12 protein-coding genes, 3 rRNA genes and 3 pseudogenes are annotated in these 17,400 nt (G+C 51.0%); 5 read left to right on the top strand and 13 right to left on the bottom strand.

The features are described 5' to 3' along the window. Positions 1-38: 38 nt before the first annotated feature. Positions 39-402 (bottom strand): annotated as a pseudogene (locus H924_RS14700) (transposase). On the opposite strand from H924_RS14700, the gene H924_RS14765 reads away from it, so the two are divergent. Next, positions 350-589 carry a GNAT family N-acetyltransferase gene (locus H924_RS14765; RefSeq protein WP_404825328.1) on the top strand — a complete coding sequence of 80 codons (240 nt, stop codon included), beginning with the start codon at positions 350-352 and terminating at the stop codon, positions 587-589. The pseudogene H924_RS14700 and the gene H924_RS14765 sit on opposite strands and share 53 nt — an antisense overlap. Before the next feature lie 364 nt (positions 590-953). On the opposite strand, the gene rrf is transcribed toward H924_RS14765, so the two are convergent. The 3 genes from rrf to H924_RS00485 form a co-directional block, all read right to left on the bottom strand. Beyond that, positions 954-1,070 (bottom strand): 5S ribosomal RNA (gene rrf, locus H924_RS00495). Between the two features lie 124 nt (positions 1,071-1,194). Further along, a 23S ribosomal RNA gene (locus H924_RS00490) occupies positions 1,195-4,276 on the bottom strand. 386 nt (positions 4,277-4,662) lie between these two features. Further along, positions 4,663-6,186: ribosomal RNA gene (locus H924_RS00485) — 16S ribosomal RNA — on the bottom strand. Together the 16S, 23S and 5S rRNA genes form the textbook arrangement of a ribosomal RNA operon. A gap of 2 nt (positions 6,187-6,188) precedes the next feature. On the opposite strand from H924_RS00485, the gene H924_RS00480 reads away from it, so the two are divergent. After that, positions 6,189-6,455: a hypothetical protein gene (locus H924_RS00480; RefSeq protein ID WP_015650010.1), complete on the top strand. Its 267-nt coding sequence runs from the start codon at positions 6,189-6,191 to the stop codon at positions 6,453-6,455. 317 nt (positions 6,456-6,772) lie between these two features. Here the strand turns inward: H924_RS00480 and H924_RS13760 are convergent, their stop codons facing one another. From H924_RS13760 to H924_RS14035, 5 genes and pseudogenes are all read right to left on the bottom strand, one after another. Next, positions 6,773-7,075 carry a CHY zinc finger protein gene (locus H924_RS13760; protein WP_155861904.1) on the bottom strand — a complete coding sequence of 101 codons (303 nt, stop codon included), beginning with the start codon at positions 7,073-7,075 and terminating at the stop codon, positions 6,773-6,775. Next, on the bottom strand, positions 7,075-7,314 hold the full coding sequence (gene bsaP / locus H924_RS00470; RefSeq protein ID WP_015650008.1) for a biotin synthase auxiliary protein BsaP: 240 nt from the start codon (positions 7,312-7,314) through the stop codon (positions 7,075-7,077). Before bsaP ends, H924_RS13760 begins: the two co-directional genes overlap by 1 nt. Continuing rightward, the gene (bioB, locus tag H924_RS00465) at positions 7,314-8,306 is read right to left on the bottom strand and encodes a biotin synthase BioB (protein WP_015650007.1); all 993 of its coding nucleotides are present in this window, start codon (positions 8,304-8,306) and stop codon (positions 7,314-7,316) included. The genes bsaP and bioB overlap by 1 nt, the downstream gene beginning before the upstream one ends. 213 nt (positions 8,307-8,519) lie before the next feature. Then, positions 8,520-8,735 carry an SDR family oxidoreductase gene (locus H924_RS00460; protein ID WP_015650006.1) on the bottom strand — a complete coding sequence of 72 codons (216 nt, stop codon included), beginning with the start codon at positions 8,733-8,735 and terminating at the stop codon, positions 8,520-8,522. After that, positions 8,735-8,926, bottom strand: a pseudogene (locus H924_RS14035) (MFS transporter); the annotation flags it as partial. The gene H924_RS00460 and the pseudogene H924_RS14035, both read right to left, overlap by 1 nt. A gap of 958 nt (positions 8,927-9,884) precedes the next feature. Here H924_RS14035 and H924_RS00450 point away from each other — a divergent pair. Both H924_RS00450 and H924_RS00445 read left to right on the top strand, forming a co-directional pair. Then, a complete protein-coding gene (locus tag H924_RS00450) occupies positions 9,885-10,289 on the top strand; it encodes a hypothetical protein (protein WP_015650004.1) in 405 nt (134 codons plus the stop codon). Positions 10,290-10,424: 135 nt separating this feature from the next. Beyond that, positions 10,425-12,257, top strand: a complete 1,833-nt coding sequence (locus H924_RS00445; RefSeq protein ID WP_015650003.1) for a helix-turn-helix domain-containing protein — start codon at positions 10,425-10,427, stop codon at positions 12,255-12,257. Between the two features lie 47 nt (positions 12,258-12,304). Here H924_RS00445 and H924_RS00440 read toward each other — a convergent pair whose 3' ends face one another. Together H924_RS00440 and H924_RS00435 are read right to left on the bottom strand one after the other, a co-directional pair. Continuing rightward, positions 12,305-13,681: an NAD-dependent succinate-semialdehyde dehydrogenase gene (locus tag H924_RS00440; protein WP_015650002.1), complete on the bottom strand. Its 1,377-nt coding sequence runs from the start codon at positions 13,679-13,681 to the stop codon at positions 12,305-12,307. Positions 13,682-13,840: 159 nt separating this feature from the next. After that, entirely contained in the window at positions 13,841-14,416 is a 576-nt protein-coding gene (locus H924_RS00435) for an oxygenase MpaB family protein (protein ID WP_162139369.1), read from the bottom strand. A 49-nt stretch (positions 14,417-14,465) separates the two neighbouring features. Between H924_RS00435 and H924_RS00430 the strand changes: the two are divergent. Beyond that, positions 14,466-14,891 (top strand): annotated as a pseudogene (locus H924_RS00430) (hypothetical protein). An 82-nt stretch (positions 14,892-14,973) separates the two neighbouring features. On the opposite strand, the gene H924_RS00425 reads toward H924_RS00430, so the two are convergent. Both H924_RS00425 and H924_RS00420 read right to left on the bottom strand, forming a co-directional pair. After that, complete coding sequence (locus H924_RS00425) at positions 14,974-15,633, bottom strand: response regulator (protein WP_015649999.1); 660 nt, start codon at positions 15,631-15,633, stop codon at positions 14,974-14,976. Then, positions 15,630-17,267 carry a sensor histidine kinase gene (locus tag H924_RS00420; protein WP_015649998.1) on the bottom strand — a complete coding sequence of 546 codons (1,638 nt, stop codon included), beginning with the start codon at positions 17,265-17,267 and terminating at the stop codon, positions 15,630-15,632. Before H924_RS00420 ends, H924_RS00425 begins: the two co-directional genes overlap by 4 nt. Positions 17,268-17,400 lie beyond the last annotated feature (133 nt).

The following is a 17,400-nucleotide window of genomic DNA, read 5'->3' as shown; positions in this document are numbered from 1 at the left end:
GATTGAGAAACGATCGCGGTGTTTGTCAATGAACTGGATCATTTCCGACGTTTTGGGTCGAGTTCCGATGCGAAAAAAGCCGATGCAGCCTTGAGCAATTCGTTGGTGTCTCGCAGCTCTTGATTCTCACGGCGCAGCTTGGCAACTTCAGCGACTAAGTCTTCTGGCTGGTGTTGGTGAGTGAGACCATCACGGCGAGCCTGCTGCGTCCATTGCCTGGCCGTGTGCCACGAGACGCCCAGTTTTGGTGCGACTGCTTGGCACGCTTGTTGCATCGAAAGGTTCTCGGCCAAGATACGATCCTCTACCAGGCGGACCACACGGTCCTTGGCTTCCTGGTCAAACTTCTTTGGCATGTACTAGATTTTCCCATCTACTCAGACGGAACAAAACCTGGGACAGTTCAGATTATCGACGCCGAGGTCTATCTCGTCGAATTATAACAGCGCTGGAAGATGCGGCTGCTGAGTTTGGTTATCGACGGTTTTACTTCACACGTGAACCTCGCCGGCGGGAAGCAGAAACCTATATCTACCAATGGGCTACTCACCACTATTTGATGTCCATGAAGATCCCAAAAGGTAACTGAAGCCCAGCGCATCCGTGTAGAGATTAGGGGTCACGTCCAGAAGCTCGACTTTCCACTGTTAAGGCAAATGCTAATTTTCATAATGCAAAAAGATACTGAATAACACTGACTGCCACTGATATCTACTACTAAACGCAATTAAGGAGAGGGAGAGGAATGTTTTGGTCCTCTCCCTCCCCTTATATACGCCCTATATCAAGGCATGCGAAGGGGGTGTGAGAAACAAAACTGTTTCTCACACCCCCCAACACACAAGAAAAGGAAGAACACCACAACGATGTTCTACCCCTCCTTTTAGACATGACTAAAGCCCGTATAACACAACGTGTCATACGGGCTTCAGCGTTTATCTAATTAAGTTTTAGGTCGGCGGTAACCTACTCTCCCACACCCTCCCGAGTGCAGTACCATCAGCGTAACCAGGCTTAGCTTCCGGGTTCGGAACGGGACCGGGCGTTTCCCTGCTACTATCACCACCGACACAACCAACCACCACACCACAAAAAATGATGCGTGTTGTGTCAAATACTGCATAGTGGACGCGAGCAAATCTTTTTGCTATTTTTCGTTACGTTTTGCGTATCACCAACAACCCTAAAGTTGTTTGTGTTTTGTTGTCGGTAAATTAGTACCAGTCACCTCCACACCTTACAATGCGTCCAGATCTGGCCTATCAACCCCATAATCTATAGGGAACCTCAAAAGAAACCTCATCTCGAAACAGGCTTCCCGCTTAGATGCTTTCAGCGGTTATCCCTTCCGTACGTAGCCAACCAGCCCTGCTCCTGGCGGAACAACTGGCACACCAGAGGTACGTCCGTCCCGGTCCTCTCGTACTAGGGACAGCCTTCCTTAAGTTTCAACGCGCGCGGCGGATAGAGACCGAACTGTCTCACGACGTTCTAAACCCAGCTCGCGTGCCGCTTTAATGGGCGAACAGCCCAACCCTTGGGACCTACTCCAGCCCCAGGATGCGACGAGCCGACATCGAGGTGCCAAACCATCCCGTCGATATGGACTCTTGGGGAAGATCAGCCTGTTATCCCCGGGGTACCTTTTATCCGTTGAGCGACACCACAACCACAAGTTGGTGCCGGATCACTAGTCCCGACTTTCGTCCCTGCTCGAGTTGTCACTCTCACAGTCAAGCTCCCTTGTGCACTTACACTCACCACCTGATTACCAACCAAGCTGAGGAAACCTTTGGGCGCCTCCGTTACATTTTGGGAGGCAACCGCCCCAGTTAAACTACCCACCAGGCACTGTCCCCAACCCAGATCATGGGCCAAGGTTAAGACATTCAATCCGATCAGAGTGGTATTTCACCAACGACTCACACACAACTAGCGTCATATGATCGAAGTCTCCCACCTATCCTACACAAACCGAATCAAACACCAATACCAAGCTATAGTGAAGGTCCCGGGGTCTTTTCGTCCTGCCGCGCGTAACGAGCATCTTTACTCGTACTGCAATTTCACCGGGCCTGTGGTTGAGACAGCAGGGAAGTCGTTACGCCATTCGTGCAGGTCGGAACTTACCCGACAAGGAATTTCGCTACCTTAGGATGGTTATAGTTACCACCGCCGTTTACTGGGGCTTAAATTCTCAGCTTCGCCTTTAACAGCTAACCGGTCCTCTTAACCTTCCAGCACCGGGCAGGCGTCAGTCCGTATACATCAACTTAAACGTCTTCGCACGGACCTGTGTTTTTAGTAAACAGTCGCTTCCCTCTATTCTCTGCGACCACCACACGCTCCCACCGCAAAGGTGTTCACCTATGATGGCCCCCCTTCTCCCGAAGTTACGGGGGCATTTTGCCGAGTTCCTTAACCACAGTTCACCCGAACGCCTTAGTATTCTCTACCTGACTACCTGTGTCGGTTTAGGGTACGGGCCGAATATGTACATCGCTAGAGGCTTTTCTCGACAGTACAGGATCACCAACTTCACCCCAAAAGGGCTCTGCATCACGCCTCACACATTAATAGTTGGCGGATTTACCTACCAACAGTGCTACACGCTTACACCACAATCCAATAAGTGGCTTAGCTACCTCACTGCGTCACCCCATCACTTAGCTACTACCAGATCAGGTCCCACGCAAACCACAACCACACATCATCAAAGATGACACATGGAAGCATTCGGGTGGTTAGTATCACTGATTCACCATGGTCGCACACACTCGGGTACGGGAATATCAACCCGTTATCCATCGACTACGCCTGTCGGCCTCGCCTTAGGCCCCGACTCACCCTGGGAAGATTAACTTGACCCAGGAACCCTTAGTCATCCGGCGGATGAGTTTCTCACTCATCATTCGTTACTCATGCCTGCATTCTCACTCGCACACACTCCACAACACCATTACCAGGCTGCTTCAACGCGTGCACGACGCTCCCCTACCCAACAACACAATAAAGTATCATTGCCGCGGCTTCGGCGGTGTGCTTAAGCCCCACTACATTGTCGGCGCGGAATCACTCGACCAGTGAGCTATTACGCACTCTTTCAAGGATGGCTGCTTCTAAGCCAACCTCCTGGCTGTCTTCGCGACCCCACCTCCTTTTCCACTTAGCACACCCTTAGGGGCCTTAGCCGGCGATCTGGGCTGTTTCCCTCTCGACTACGAAGCTTATCCCCCGCAGTCTCACTGCTGTGCTCTGACTTACCGGCATTCGGAGTTTGGCTGATGTCGCTAAGATGTTGGTCCCGCTAAACCATCCAGTAGCTCTACCTCCGGCAAGAAACACACAACGCTGCACCTAAATGCATTTCGGGGAGAACCAGCTATCACGGAGTTTGATTGGCCTTTCACCCCTACCCACAACTCATCCCCTCAGTTTTCAACCTAAGTGGGTTCGCGCCTCCACAAAGTCTTACCTCTGCTTCACACTGGCCATGGGTAGATCACTCCGCTTCGGGTCCAAGACATGCCACTAACACACCCTATTAGGATTCGGTTTCCCTACGGCTACCCCACACGGGTTAACCTCGCGACATGCCGCTGACTCGCAGGCTCATTCTTCAAAAGGCACGCCATCACCCCACAAGTGAGGCTCTGACGGATTGTAAGCACACGGTTTCAGGTACTATTTCACTCCCCTCCCGGGGTACTTTTCACCATTCCCTCACGGTACTAATCCGCTATCGGTCATATCAAGTATTCAGGCTTACCGGGTGGTCCCGGCAGATTCACAGCAGATTCCACGAGCCCGCTGCTACTTGGGAAAAACAACCACACACACCAACTGATCTTCGCGTACAGGACTATCACCTTCTACGGCAGGCGTTTCCACACCACTTCCACTAATCAATTAACCATGTGCCAGTGTCCGGCAGAACACACACGCTGTAACCCCACAACCACCTACATGTAACCCCTGCCGGGTATCACACACATAAGCTTTAGCCATCATCCACGTTCGCTCGCCACTACTAACGGAATCACAATTGTTTTCTTCTCCTACGGGTACTGAGATGTTTCACTTCCCCGTGTAAACCTCCCAACCGGCTATATATTCACCGGCAGGTAACCACACATTACTGCAGCTGGGTTTCCCCATTCGGACATCCTCGGATCAACGCTTAGTTGGCAACTCCCCGAGGCATAACGCAGCCTCTCACGTCCTTCATCGGCTTGATATGCCAAGGCATCCACCGTGTGCTCTTAAAAACAAAACACTAAGACAACACACCAACAAACACTCAAACAAGCATTCATCGTGTGTCACGTTCGGATACACAAAAAAATATACAAAAAATAAAGATGCTCGCGTCCACTATACAGTTCTCACACAACACACCATCACCACCACCAACCACACACAACCGTGCACAATCACTGGATAATCATGATCTGATGAAGAAACAACACATTACATGTCATTTCAGACACCCAACAGCATGCCACCTATTTTTATCTTCCCCCACAGAGAGAAGTGTTTACCACACCAAGGGTCATCTCCACCCGATTAATTTGTGTTGATGGCAACCACACATGGGTTCCAACACCAACAACCCATACAACCCAACAACTGTTGAGGATGAGTTTATTTAAAGCTCCTTAGAAAGGAGGTGATCCAGCCGCACCTTCCGGTACGGCTACCTTGTTACGACTTCGTCCCAATCGCCGATCCCACCTTCGACAGCTCCCCCCTAAAAGGTTGGGCCACTGGCTTCGGGTGTTACCAACTTTCATGACGTGACGGGCGGTGTGTACAAGGCCCGGGAACGTATTCACCGCAGCGTTGCTGATCTGCGATTACTAGCGACTCCGACTTCATGGGGTCGAGTTGCAGACCCCAATCCGAACTGAGGCCGGCTTTAAGAGATTAGCTCCACCTTACGGTGTGGCAACTCGCTGTACCGACCATTGTAGCATGTGTGAAGCCCTGGACATAAGGGGCATGATGATTTGACGTCATCCCCACCTTCCTCCGAGTTAACCCCGGCAGTTTCTCATGAGTGCCCACCATCACGTGATGGCAACATAAGACAAGGGTTGCGCTCGTTGCGGGACTTAACCCAACATCTCACGACACGAGCTGACGACAACCATGCACCACCTGTATACCGACCACAAGGGAAAACGTATCTCTACGCCGATCCGGTATATGTCAAGCCCAGGTAAGGTTCTTCGCGTTGCATCGAATTAATCCACATGCTCCGCCGCTTGTGCGGGCCCCCGTCAATTCCTTTGAGTTTTAGCCTTGCGGCCGTACTCCCCAGGCGGGGCGCTTAATGCGTTAGCTGCGGCACAGAAGACGTGGAAGTCCCCTACACCTAGCGCCCACCGTTTACGGCATGGACTACCAGGGTATCTAATCCTGTTCGCTACCCATGCTTTCGCTCCTCAGCGTCAGTTACTGCCCAGAGACCTGCCTTCGCCATTGGTGTTCCTCCTGATATCTGCGCATTTCACCGCTACACCAGGAATTCCAGTCTCCCCTACAGCACTCAAGTTATGCCCGTATCGCCTGCACGCCCGGAGTTAAGCCCCGGGATTTCACAGACGACGCGACAAACCACCTACGAGCTCTTTACGCCCAGTAATTCCGGACAACGCTCGCACCCTACGTATTACCGCGGCTGCTGGCACGTAGTTAGCCGGTGCTTCTTCTCCAGGTACCGTCAATGTAACTCTTCGTCCCTAGCGAAAGGAGTTTACAACCCGAAGGCCTTCATCCCCCACGCGGCGTCGCTGCATCAGGCTTTCGCCCATTGTGCAATATTCCCCACTGCTGCCTCCCGTAGGAGTCTGGGCCGTGTCTCAGTCCCAATGTGGCCGTACACCCTCTCAGGCCGGCTACCCGTCGACGCCTTGGTAGGCCATTACCCCACCAACAAGCTGATAGGCCGCAGGCTCATCCCACACCGCAAAAGCTTTCCACACACCACCGTAAAGATAGTGTGTCCTATTCGGTATTAGACCCAGTTTCCCAGGCTTATCCCAAAGTGCAGGGCAGATTACCTACGTGTTACTCACCCGTTCGCCACTAATCCACCTAGCAAGCTAAGCTTCATCGTTCGACTTGCATGTGTTAAGCACGCCGCCAGCGTTCGTCCTGAGCCAGGATCAAACTCTCCACAAAATATGAAAAAAAATCAAGGCCGTGAAAAGCCCAAAACCCAGCCAACAACAAACAACCAACCACCACAAAAAAGGGTGATTGACTGGCTGTTAACCAAAAATAATGGTTATAAAAATAAAACAAAAAACGTTCCCCACCAACCCGACGGGGTCAAAGAGTGGGAAACAAAAGTGTTCTACCACAACCATGCACAAAAACTAAAACACACCCCAAAGAGCATGTTCCTTATTTACAGTGGTGGGATATATGCAACCCACCACCCGGCATGACCAACCCCAAACCATGTTTGGGGATTATGGTAAACATAATAAAATAAATGGCACACTATTGAGTTCTCAAACAACATACACATACCAACAACAAACCCAATTTTTTATCTCGAGTAGGTGTTTGGCAGCTTGATCAATCTTAGTAACTGGTAGTCAAGAAAGCAAATTCCTTGTTTTTCCTGTTTTCTATCGATTATGTTTGTCGATCCGCTTGTTTTCCTTTCCGCCTCATCAACCAGTGTGACTGGCGGGGCGTTGTCGGTCGCGGCGACTTCCACTAAGTTACACGGGACCGCTAGGTTGCACAACTTTGCAGGTCAAGCCACTTTTTCTGGCACCAGAAAGTAGAAGTCACGGTGCAGTGAACACCCTGGGTTAAATTGATGCCCGCATTGCGGGCATTGTTCATGCCCATAGGACAGCAACTCCCCGCAACTTCCGCACTCCAGCGACGAGGGGTCGTCGATAAGCACTCTTCCGAAAGGGTGGCCGGCAAGTTCCTCATGGCAGGCATGACACGCCCACCACTGATTACAGGTGGCGCATTTGTTGCCAACCACATCGAAGGGACCGTGATAGTGAACGCAGCGCCCCTCCCCGTCAATAAGGAGACCGCGCATTAGCGTTGCCCCAAATAAGCAGAGTCCACTTCGCCATGACGGGAGCATTGAGCATCCCAGCCATCGGGACGTACTTGCACCTTCATGCGGCGGCCACAGATTTGGCAATAGCGTGGCGCCTCGTAGCCGGCGCGTGCAGAAGGTGAAAGGACTTGGTCCTCGGAGAAGGGACGGCCAGTATTGGGGTGAAACTCCGGCTTAATGCCGGTCAACATGGCAAATTGCAGCTCGTCAACCATTAGATGACCTTGTTAAGAACCTTGATTGGCAGCTGCAGGCGGCCCATCATGTCAAGATCTTCTTCCATAGGGCGCCCCAGGGTGGTGAGGTAATTGCCCACGATCAGTGCATTAATGCCACCCAAAAGTCCCTGCTCGGCACCCTTTTCACCAAGGGTGAGTTCGCGACCACCGGCAAAACGCAGCATGGTGTGTGGCATGGCCAGGCGGAAAGCGCCGATGGCACGCAGCGCATCGCGACTATCCATAAGCTCACGATCAGCAAAAGGAGTGCCCGGGCGTGGATCCAGGAAGTTCATCGGAACCTCATGTGGGTTGAGCTCTGCCAGCTGCACTGCAAACTCGGCACGCTGTTCAATGGTCTCACCCATGCCTAAAATGCCACCGGAGCAAACTTCCATGCCAGCCTCGGCCACCATGCGCAAAGTATCGCGACGCTCTTCCCAGGTGTGAGTAGTAACAACCTCAGGGAAATAGGAACGTGCAGTTTCCAGATTGTGGTTATAACGGTGCACGCCGGCCTTGGCCAAACGCTCAACTTGCTCCTGGGTCAAGGTGCCAATAGATGCGGCGACCTCAATATCCACTTCAGCGTGAATGGCAGCAACTGCATCTTCTAGCTGCTTCATCAGGCGCTCATCAGGCCCCTTTACTGCAGCGACGATGCAGAACTCGGTAGCACCAGACTTTGCAGTTTGCTTTGCAGCTTCTACCAACTGCGCAATATCAAGCCACACCGAGCGCACTGGGGATTCAAAAAGTCCAGACTGGGAACAGAAGTGGCAATCCTCTGGGCAGCCACCAGTCTTGAGGGAGATGATTCCTTCAACCTCAATTTCTTCACCACACCACTTCAAACGAACCTGGTGGGCCAATTCCATAAGCTCTGGAATCTGATCCTCGGGCAAATTAAAGACCTCAATAAGTTGCTCTTGGTTTAGGCCAACGCCTTGCTCCAGGACTTGCTGCCGGGCGGTTTCAAGAATAGACATACAGCACTCCCCTTAGAATTTTATTAAGTGGAACACATTCTAACACCAAATTGAACACCGTTCAATACACTGTTCAATTAGATTTCTCTTAAAATTTCCACCAGTACCGGCACCAACGCCGGCAGCACGTCGACAGCAGCGCGGGCGCCCGCAGCTCAGCTGCGTACCTGCATACTCGCCTGCATCGGCGCGTCGACAAGCAAGTTTTAGGTTTTAACGGGCAAGCCAACCGCCATCAACGGTCAGGGTCGAACCAGATACGAAGGTAGAGGCGTCGGAGGCCAGGAAAACCACCGCACCGCCCAGCTCCTCGGCCTTGCCCCAGCGATGCGCCGGCACACGCTGCATCATCTGCGCCTCACGCTCGGAAGCTTGGCGGTGCGCCACGGTGAAATCAGTTTCAAAATAACCAGGCGCAATCGCTTTCACAATGCAGAAGCAGGGTTGCTCTTATCAAACATTGCTACCGCAATGAATGGTGCAAACACCGCGTAGGAGCTCCACTCATACCATTCCAAAAGCTGGCCAATAGTACTTGCGCGAAGTGAGCGGCGGCTCTGCTTGCTATCAACGGCTCCGGGCGGGTGCACGTTATTGCGTACTGCTGCTGATTGAGTCATTGTATTTTTCCTTTTTGGATCGAATGTTGAAAAGGCTGATTTTCAACGGTTTCTTCGATGAACCCACTGGAACTGTGAAGATCCACATGAACTCTTTGTTCTTATAAATTTTGAGAAACCTGAGATAGAAGCCGGAACCACAATTGAGGCTCAGGATCTCTGCAGGACTCCTTCTCACCAGGGAGTAGCAGAGGGTTTATCTAACTAAAATCTGAATCTTGTAGCCACTGAGATTTAACTGAGATTGTCGGGTGGAAAGCGCCAAAACTGACGTTTATAACAGATATCCCAATTCCCTTTTATCTCTTGAACCACCTTGAATCTTCTGGATTCCAGTAAGGATCTTCCAAAAGGAAGTGAGACATATATTACAGAGTTAGCCGATTGTAGTCTACGTTATTTAATGTAAGTTCCTACATTAATAGACTGAATTAATATTAATTTTCTCCACTTTTGGCATATTTTGAAATACTTTCAAGCTTTCAAAACAGGTCCCACACTGCCTTAGCAGCCAATATTGGCAAGTCTTTAAGCCGATTCCCTCCCCCAAATAGAACCTTAACCAAGGAAACTCGGTGCAAAATAATAAAAAGGCATATAAAGCTATATTTATTCAAATTTAATACACTGTGCATTGAGGCCCAAATATACCTAAAACCAGAGCAATGGAGCTAAAGGCTAAACTCTTCCCCGCCCCATAATGGACAACTCAACAACCTTGAACACCATTCAATTTATGCTGTCAAGTAGGAAATAGAAGTTTTTGATCACTTCCACCCCGCAGGACTGTAATTAGCTAAGTAAGTGCAACTCACCAGCACTTCGGCCATCGCCATCAAATCCTGAAGTGCTTGTTCTTTAAAAAACCTTAGAAGTGCTACGTGGATGCTTCACAACACCGTCTTCAGCTCGTCGCTAAAGTTGAAATGAATCATCAACACAATTTAAGGATTTTTAAATGAGCATTTCTAATGCAATTTTGCGTGGCGTCTCTGGCGCATATCTTCTACAATCCGGCTACGGAAAGATGAACCTTCCATCCGAAGCTGCAGCCGGCATTCAAGGCCTCGCAGCAACTGGTGTTCCACCGGTATCCAACCTGGATGCTAAGACCTTCGGCAAGGTTGTTTCTTACTCCGAGCTCGGCATTGGCGCAGCACTACTTACCCCAGTGGTTTCCAACCGTATCGCTGGTCTGGGACTTGGTGTTTTCTCTGCCGGCCTGCTGGCTATCTACTTCCGCAATCCAGTAATGACCCAGGAAGACGGCATCCGCCCATCACAGGATGGCATTGCTATTTCCAAGGATCTCTTCATGGCTGCTATCGCTGGCGCTTTGGTCTTCGCTCCAAAGAATAAGTAAAGCTTCACTTCTCGCCTAAAAAGTGCTCTTTCCCTGTGCGGATTGAGCACTTTTTGCTATTTCGAGCGCTAACCTAGGGTAATTAATACGTGCAGCTACTAATGCCAGGTGATAATTTTTTGAAATGAGGATCAGATGAGCCAGCTTGTCGAGATTTTAGAACGCATGTGGTCCGGCAGAGCGGTGCCTGAAGATCTTCATTCACAATTAAGCGCTCAAGAGTTAGATATTGTGCGCGCGGTAGAAAATAGCATTAGCTCCGAGCGGCATTGGCGCGATATTGCACTATCGGTAATGGGTACCGCCAAAAATCTTTCCCGTGGTGAAGATAAAGATAAAGTGCTCGATGAGCTGGTGGAAAGTAGCCGGCGCATTATCCGTTCGGACGTGGCGTATATCAGTATTAATGATCTTGATGATCAAATCACCCGAGTACTCACCACCTCCGGGGTTATTACGGAGGAATTCCGCGCCGTGGAAATCCCCTTGGGCATCGGCGTTATTGGAAATGTTGCCCAAACTAAGCAGGTTTCCTGGACTTATGATCAAGGTTCAGATCCTGAACTCAGCCGTACTCCCCATGTTGATGAGGTAGTACGTGGTGAAGGCGTACGCGGAATTATGGGTGCACCATTGGTTATTAATGGAGAGATCATCGGCACTTTGATGGTGGGTGATCGTCGGCCACGGCGTTATACCGCAGAAGAAAAAATCATCTTGGATTCGCTAGCCTCCATGACCTCGGTGGCAATGGAAACCTCGCAGCTCATCGCCGATCTAGAACAAAATGTGGCGGCTTTAAGAAAGGCAAATGAAAGAAGCCAGCTGCAGGTCACTCAACTGCGCGCCTTATCTGAGGCAGATTCGCAGCTAATGGAGGTGCTTTCTAGAGGCACTCAATTAAAGGCAATTCGGGAAGTTGTTAACCATGCTCTTGATTGCGAAGTGTGGTTTTATCGCGAAGGTGGCTTCCTTTCGGAAAGTGGCAAAGATAGCGCCGCAAATCCTAAGCCCACCGAAGAACTCATTAAATCTCTCATCACGCGCTCACATCAGGCGGGAGAAATTGTTCACGAGGACGGTTTTTCCGTATTGGCTATTTCTTTTAATCAGCGCCAACTTGGTGCCATCTGCGTAAATCGCGGAGTACAGGGCCATCAAGCTGCAATTTTGCACCGCGCCGCCCAGGCTTTTGCCACCATTGTGCTGTTTAGGGAAGCCGTGGTGGAAGCAGAAAGCCGACAAGTTGATGATCTACTGCGCCGTTTTATTGCAGGTACGGCCGTGGAAGAAGATCTTTTAAGAATTAAGCGCATGACCGGGCTTAATTTGGCCAAAAATAACAATGTGTACCTGGCGGTTTTGGTTGCACCCACTGCCCTGCCCCAAGCTCGCGCCATTAAGCAGCATCTGGCAGCTAATGATGTGGTTTTTGAATATGAAAACCGGCTCTGTGTACTTTTTGAAGCGCCGCAAGGAGTGGAAGACGCACTGGCAAATCTGATGGATTGGCTTAATGCGGAAAACTTTAAGATCCATATTGGCGCCGTGGAAATCCCGCATGACCTCGATGAAGTTGCTAAAGCACATAACCGAGCCATTACTTTGGCAACCAGTATGCAGTCCCTGCAGTTATTTAATGAGGTGGCAACCCCCACTACTTTTGGGTCGTTAGGTCTGCTCTTGGGGCTAGATAAAGTTTCGCTGCAGGAGATTATCGCGGATACGGTGGGTGCGTTATTGGAATTTGATCAGCGCAATAATGCGGAGTTGGCCACCACTGCGGTGACTTATTTTGATAATGCGCGCAATATTGCGGCCACTGCCAAAACGCTTTTTGTCCATTCCAATACTGTGCGCCAGCGTATCGATAAGATTTCTAGCATTATCGGCGCCGATTGGGCTACCGGTCCCCGCTCCTTTGATATCCATTTAGCGCTGCGCGCCTGGCAAATTACAAAAAAATAACGCTTTTCGACGAAAAGATTCATCTTTTCGTCGAAAAGCGTTAAAAGCTAGTCGTTTACGTAGAAGGTCTGCTTGTTCACAAACTCATCCATTGCAAGGACTGACAGCTCGCGGCCAAAGCCGGAGTTCTTGATGCCACCGAATGGAAGTGCCGGGCTGAATGCCTGACCTAGGTTCACGTGGATCATGCCGGTTTCAACCTTGTCCGCAACCTGCTTAGCGCGCTCCTCATCCTGAGCGAAAACAGATCCGCCGAGGCCATAGTTGGAGTTGTTGGCCAGCTCGATTGCTTCCTGATCGGAATTAACCTTGTAGACCTCAGCAACTGGGCCGAAGAATTCCTCATAGTAGGAATCGGATCCCACTGGAACATCGGTAAGCACTGCTGGGGAGAAGTATGCGCCCTGCTCATCCAGCACGCCGCCGGTGCGCAGTTTTGCACCTGCAGCAACTGCACGCTGTACCTGGTCATTGAGGTTTTCTGCAGCCTGACGGCTAGACATTGGGTAGTACTCATTAGCGCCAGAGTTGCGAGGATCGCCCTTGGTGAAGCTCTCAGCAATCTTGACCATTTCATCTACGAATTCATCGTAGATATCTGCCATGACGATGATGCGCTTGTTGGAGGTACAAGCCTGGCCAACGTTTTCAATACGCTTTGCCCATGCCTCTTCAGCTGCAGCCTTGACGTCTGCGGTGTCGAGGATGATGTAGGCGTCGGTGCCACCGAGCTCCAGAACGCACTTCTTCAGTGCCTTACCGGCCTGAGCTGCAACGATGGAACCTGCGCGCTCGGAACCGGTGAGGGAAACACCCTGAATACGACGGTCAGCAATGATGGTAGAGATCTGCTCGTGGGTGGCATAAACGTTGATGAACACGCCTTCTGGCACGCCTGCATCGATGAATACCTGCTCCATTGCAGCAGAAGACTTAGGGCAAATTTCTGCGTGCTTCAAGATGACAGTGTTGCCGTTCATCAAGTTAGGGCCAGCGAAACGGGCTACCTGGTAGTAAGGGTAGTTCCATGGCATGATCCCCAGCAGCGGGCCAAGTGGCAGGCGACGCACAATTGCCTTGCCGCCATCGATGTTCTCAATTGGCAGGTCAGCGGAGTGTTTTGCAGCGTTATCCGCGTAGAACTGCAGGATATCGCCGGAGAAGTTGATCTCCCATTCGCCCTGTGGAGTTGCCTTGCCCATTTCCTCGGCAGCAATCTTGGCAAGCTCTACTCGACGCTCGCGGAGCAATTCAGCGGCACGGGAAACAATGGTTGCGCGCTCTTCAATGGTGGTGTTGCGCCAGGTCTTAAAAGCCTCAGCAGACTTTGCGAGGATCTCCTGGATCTGCTCATCGGTAGGAGACTCGAAGGTCTCAACAATCTCATTGTTTACTGGGTTCTGCACGCGGTACTGAACTGACATTTAAGTGCCTTGCCTTTCATTAGGAAGAAAATGTGTTTCAAACTACTTTTTTGAACTTGTGTCCCCACGCTACCGACCTTTGCTACTGCTTTAAGGTCAGAGCGGGGGTTGAGTCAAGGTTTTTAGCCACGCAGGCCAATAACTTTTTCTCTCTTAGTCTTAGGCGCTAGCTTTGGTGACAATTCCGTTGTCTTGCTTGAGATACGCAGCCTCATCATCTAGCAGCGCGATGAGCATCTGCTCATCTTTTTCAATTTCCGCCTGCAATGCTTCTGAGTTTGCACGCAGCAAGTTATAGCGCTCAGCACGGGCTTCAGTTTTCATCTGAATGATTGGAAGCATCAGGGACTTTGCCACGCCATAACTATCTGCGATCTCATCGCTATGAATGATGCGACTGTATGCATCAGTCCAATCAGCCAAGGACTCTTCTGGAACCTCAGTAAGCGCATTGACGTTGACCACAAAGCCCGTCATCAAAGCATCAACAAGATCCTGGGATGCTTGATCTGGTTCGCCATCAACGGAGTGAATGGCATCCATGGTGCGCTCGGAAGATGCAATGTCATCATTGCCTTCCATGAGATCCTCAGCGATACCAACCATGCGACCCACTACCTTCCACAGGTAGTAGATATCTTGTTCTTGCTCTTCAGTGATGGTCCAACCCATATTGCGCAGTGCTGTTGCAAAGTTGGGGCAGTAGAAAGACCTGCGTGAAATAATCACAGCCATAGACATCTTCTCCGGTCGTCATTTCCCTCGAGAAATCATCCTATAGACGGTGCGATAGTACTACCGCTACGAGGTGAGCTACCGCGATCTCATAGAAATGATGACTAAGCGTAGCCTGCCGGGCGATCACCACCGGTGGGCAGACCCTGGACTTTTATCTCTCCCCGAAACGCAATATCGCAACAGCGAAGCGTCTCCTGGCCAAGGCGATCTCCGAGCTCAAGGAAGAAGGCATCTGCCCACCGACAGTGGAACACCGGCAGTGGAACACCGGCAGATGAAGTATCTCAACAACGTCATTGAAACCGATCCTGGGGCCGAAGGGGGTGTTCAAAAACCTAACGTTTTCCTACCGGACTCTGAAAGGGATAGAAGCGATGCACTGCTTGCGGAAAAGTCAGGGGACGATGTTTGACCTCACGGGCAACCAAACCCGGACGCGGTGATCGTCAACCGGATCTTCGAGACGGCCTGACAACGCCCACACGCAGCGGCCATCAGGGAATGAGAAACTGAGTCTTCGCCGCTCCTCCGCCCAACTTTGCAACAGCACCTTCTTAAAGCTCAGGGCGGGAATAAAGGTGTTCTGGACGTCCTGATTGTCCATATTTGAGGCGAACTTCCACCACTCCTTGGTTCGCCATTGCTGCTAATCGACGTTGCGCCGTCGCACGTGATACTCCCGCTATTTCCGCAGCTTCTGCCGCAGAAATTTCCTGCCCTTGCAGGGCATCAAGAAGCAGTTGTTCAGTGGCCGAGCGGGAGTTTGCCGAGGTGGTTTGGGAACCGTGCAAAATGGCTAGACCTTGATCAATTTTTTCTTGGGATAGTCCCGGTGATCCGGACATAACATGACGATAGCGAGCATAGGAATCAAGCCTTTCAACAAGTCTTTTTTGCGGAAAAGGCTTGAGTAAATATCCTAAAGCTCCAGCTTGCAGGGCACGGCGCACAGTATGCGCATCATCGGCAGCGCTTAACACGAGCGCATCAATGTTGTGGGTGCGTACTAGTTCAATGCCATCACCATCGGGAAGATAAACATCAACCAACAGTAAATCTGGAGTGGAGTTGGCGATATGAACAGCGGCTTCCGCCATGGTGCGTGCAGTTGCGAGCACACTAAATCCAGGGGCTTGATCCACAATGGAGGCGTGGATTCCAGCAACGCGGAAATCATCATCAACAACTAAAACCTGCAGCGTTTTATCTTTCATTTTTCCTCCATTACTCCAGGTAGTTGCACACCAAATACAGCCCCGGCAGTGGAACCGGGATCGATAACCCACAGGTCGCCACCGTGGGAGCGAGCAAGTGCGCGGCTTAATTTTAGGCCAATGCCATGGCCATGAATCTCTACATTATCTTCTGCTGTTTTTTGCTCAGCGCCTGCCGCAAAAACATCAACACCGGCAGCAATTCCAGGTCCGGAATCGGCAATACTAATGGCTAAGGTATCGCGATCATCAAGCAAAGTGATTTCTACCCAGCGTGGTTCATCACCTTGTACAGCTGCAGAAACTGCATTATTTATAAGGTTACCCAAGATAGTGGCCACATCTTCGGCAGCTTTTACCTCTCCCAGTACCAAAGTATCTGCGCTGACTTTAAGGCTGACACCTCGTTCCGAGGCGGTGATAGAAGCAGTGTTGAGGAAGGAACTTAAGAATGCTTCATTCAGGTGAGCTGCGCCAATGAGCGGATGGGATTGGCCTCCATTTTTGGAGATTTCACCTAGGAAGTCCGCGGCTTCTCCAATTCGTCCGGCATCAATAAGCCCTGTTGCTGTGTGGATTCGATTAGCAAACTCGTGTCTTTGAGCTCTTAAAGCGTGGGTCATATTCCGCACGGAGTCCAGGCGTTCACTAAGTTCAATAATGTCGGTGCGATCGCGAATAGTGATTACATGTCCCAGGGTTTGTTCGCCGCGGTGCACCGGATGGGATGCCACATAGAGAATTCGACCATTGTGTACTACTGCTTCGGGACGCTGTGCCTTGAATATTGCATCCAGGTTTTCGTCGTCAAGCCCTAAATCTTTAAGGGTGCGCCCGCGCATGGGGCCGGCGCCCAGGATCTCTTGCGCCTGCTTGTTGTGTACGCCGATGGTGCCATCGGGGTGGAGGGCGAGCACGCCCTCGTCAATACCTTCGAGCACGGCGGTGTGGTTTTGGACCAGGGTAATGAGTTCTTCAGGTTGCAGGCCGAGGGTGATTCTTTCCCAGTGTCGGCGTAATAAAAATGCTACGGCCACCCCGATAAGCAGCGCCAATATAGAGACCGCCAGCAGAGAAAACAAAATAACTGGCAGGCGGGAGTACACACTTTCACGTTCAAATCCCACGCTCACCTCCCCTACTGGGGTGCTGCTACCCGGCGCGAAAATGGGAACTTTGGCACGCGCGGAATTGCCCAGGGTGCCGGTTTCCCAGGAGGTGGTTTCCTCCCCGCGCATAGCTGCTGCGAAGCTGGTGCTTACTACTTCTCCTAAACGTGTGGGGTCAGGGTGTGCCAGACGTATGCCATTGCCATCGGTGATCACCACAAAAAGGGCACCGGTGCTCTCAGCTGTGGCCCGTGCAAATTCTTGTAAGTTTCCAGCTGCCAAGACGGTGGCGCTGGGATTAGCACCACTGAAAGTATCGACTGCTACCTCTGCTCTGACCTGGGGGTTGGCAGCAACAGAGCGACTGATAGCAAGTGCGGAATGCTCCGCTTCAGTTTTGAGCTGATCCATGGTTAGGACAGCGGTAATTCCGGCACAGACGCTGACAACAAGTGCGACCGTGAGGATCTGGATAACCAGAATTCGGGTAGCAAAGCGGATCTTACCCACCTCCTTAAAATTCACAAACTACGACCTAGACACCCCCGGGGGTGACCCCGCCCACATTAACTTTCCTGGGCTTTTACTTCGGAAAGTATGTGAGCACAATGCGCAAAACTCTTCTTTTGCACACAACTTCAGCTAATGCACACAAGAC

The sequence above is a fragment of the Corynebacterium callunae DSM 20147 genome (assembly GCF_000344785.1).
Classification (GTDB): Bacteria; Actinomycetota; Actinomycetes; order Mycobacteriales; family Mycobacteriaceae; genus Corynebacterium; species Corynebacterium callunae.
This window is presented reverse-complemented; position numbering and strand designations above follow the sequence as displayed.

Bases quoted from the DNA above. Each gene is read 5' to 3' on its own strand.
- bsaP (WP_015650008.1), bottom strand. From the start codon at position 7,314: ATGGTTGACGAGCTGCAATTTGCCATGTTGACCGGCATTAAGCCGGAG.
- H924_RS00425 (WP_015649999.1), bottom strand. From the start codon at position 15,633: ATGAAAGATAAAACGCTGCAGGTTTTAGTTGTTGATGATGATTTCCGC.
- H924_RS00445 (WP_015650003.1), top strand. From the start codon at position 10,425: ATGAGCCAGCTTGTCGAGATTTTAGAACGCATGTGGTCCGGCAGAGCG.
- H924_RS00480 (WP_015650010.1), top strand. From the start codon at position 6,189: ATGAAAAAAAATCAAGGCCGTGAAAAGCCCAAAACCCAGCCAACAACA.
- H924_RS00450 (WP_015650004.1), top strand. From the start codon at position 9,885: ATGAGCATTTCTAATGCAATTTTGCGTGGCGTCTCTGGCGCATATCTT.
- H924_RS13760 (WP_155861904.1), bottom strand. From the start codon at position 7,075: ATGCGCGGTCTCCTTATTGACGGGGAGGGGCGCTGCGTTCACTATCAC.
- H924_RS00435 (WP_162139369.1), bottom strand. From the start codon at position 14,416: ATGGCTGTGATTATTTCACGCAGGTCTTTCTACTGCCCCAACTTTGCA.
- H924_RS00440 (WP_015650002.1), bottom strand. From the start codon at position 13,681: ATGTCAGTTCAGTACCGCGTGCAGAACCCAGTAAACAATGAGATTGTT.
- bioB (WP_015650007.1), bottom strand. From the start codon at position 8,306: ATGTCTATTCTTGAAACCGCCCGGCAGCAAGTCCTGGAGCAAGGCGTT.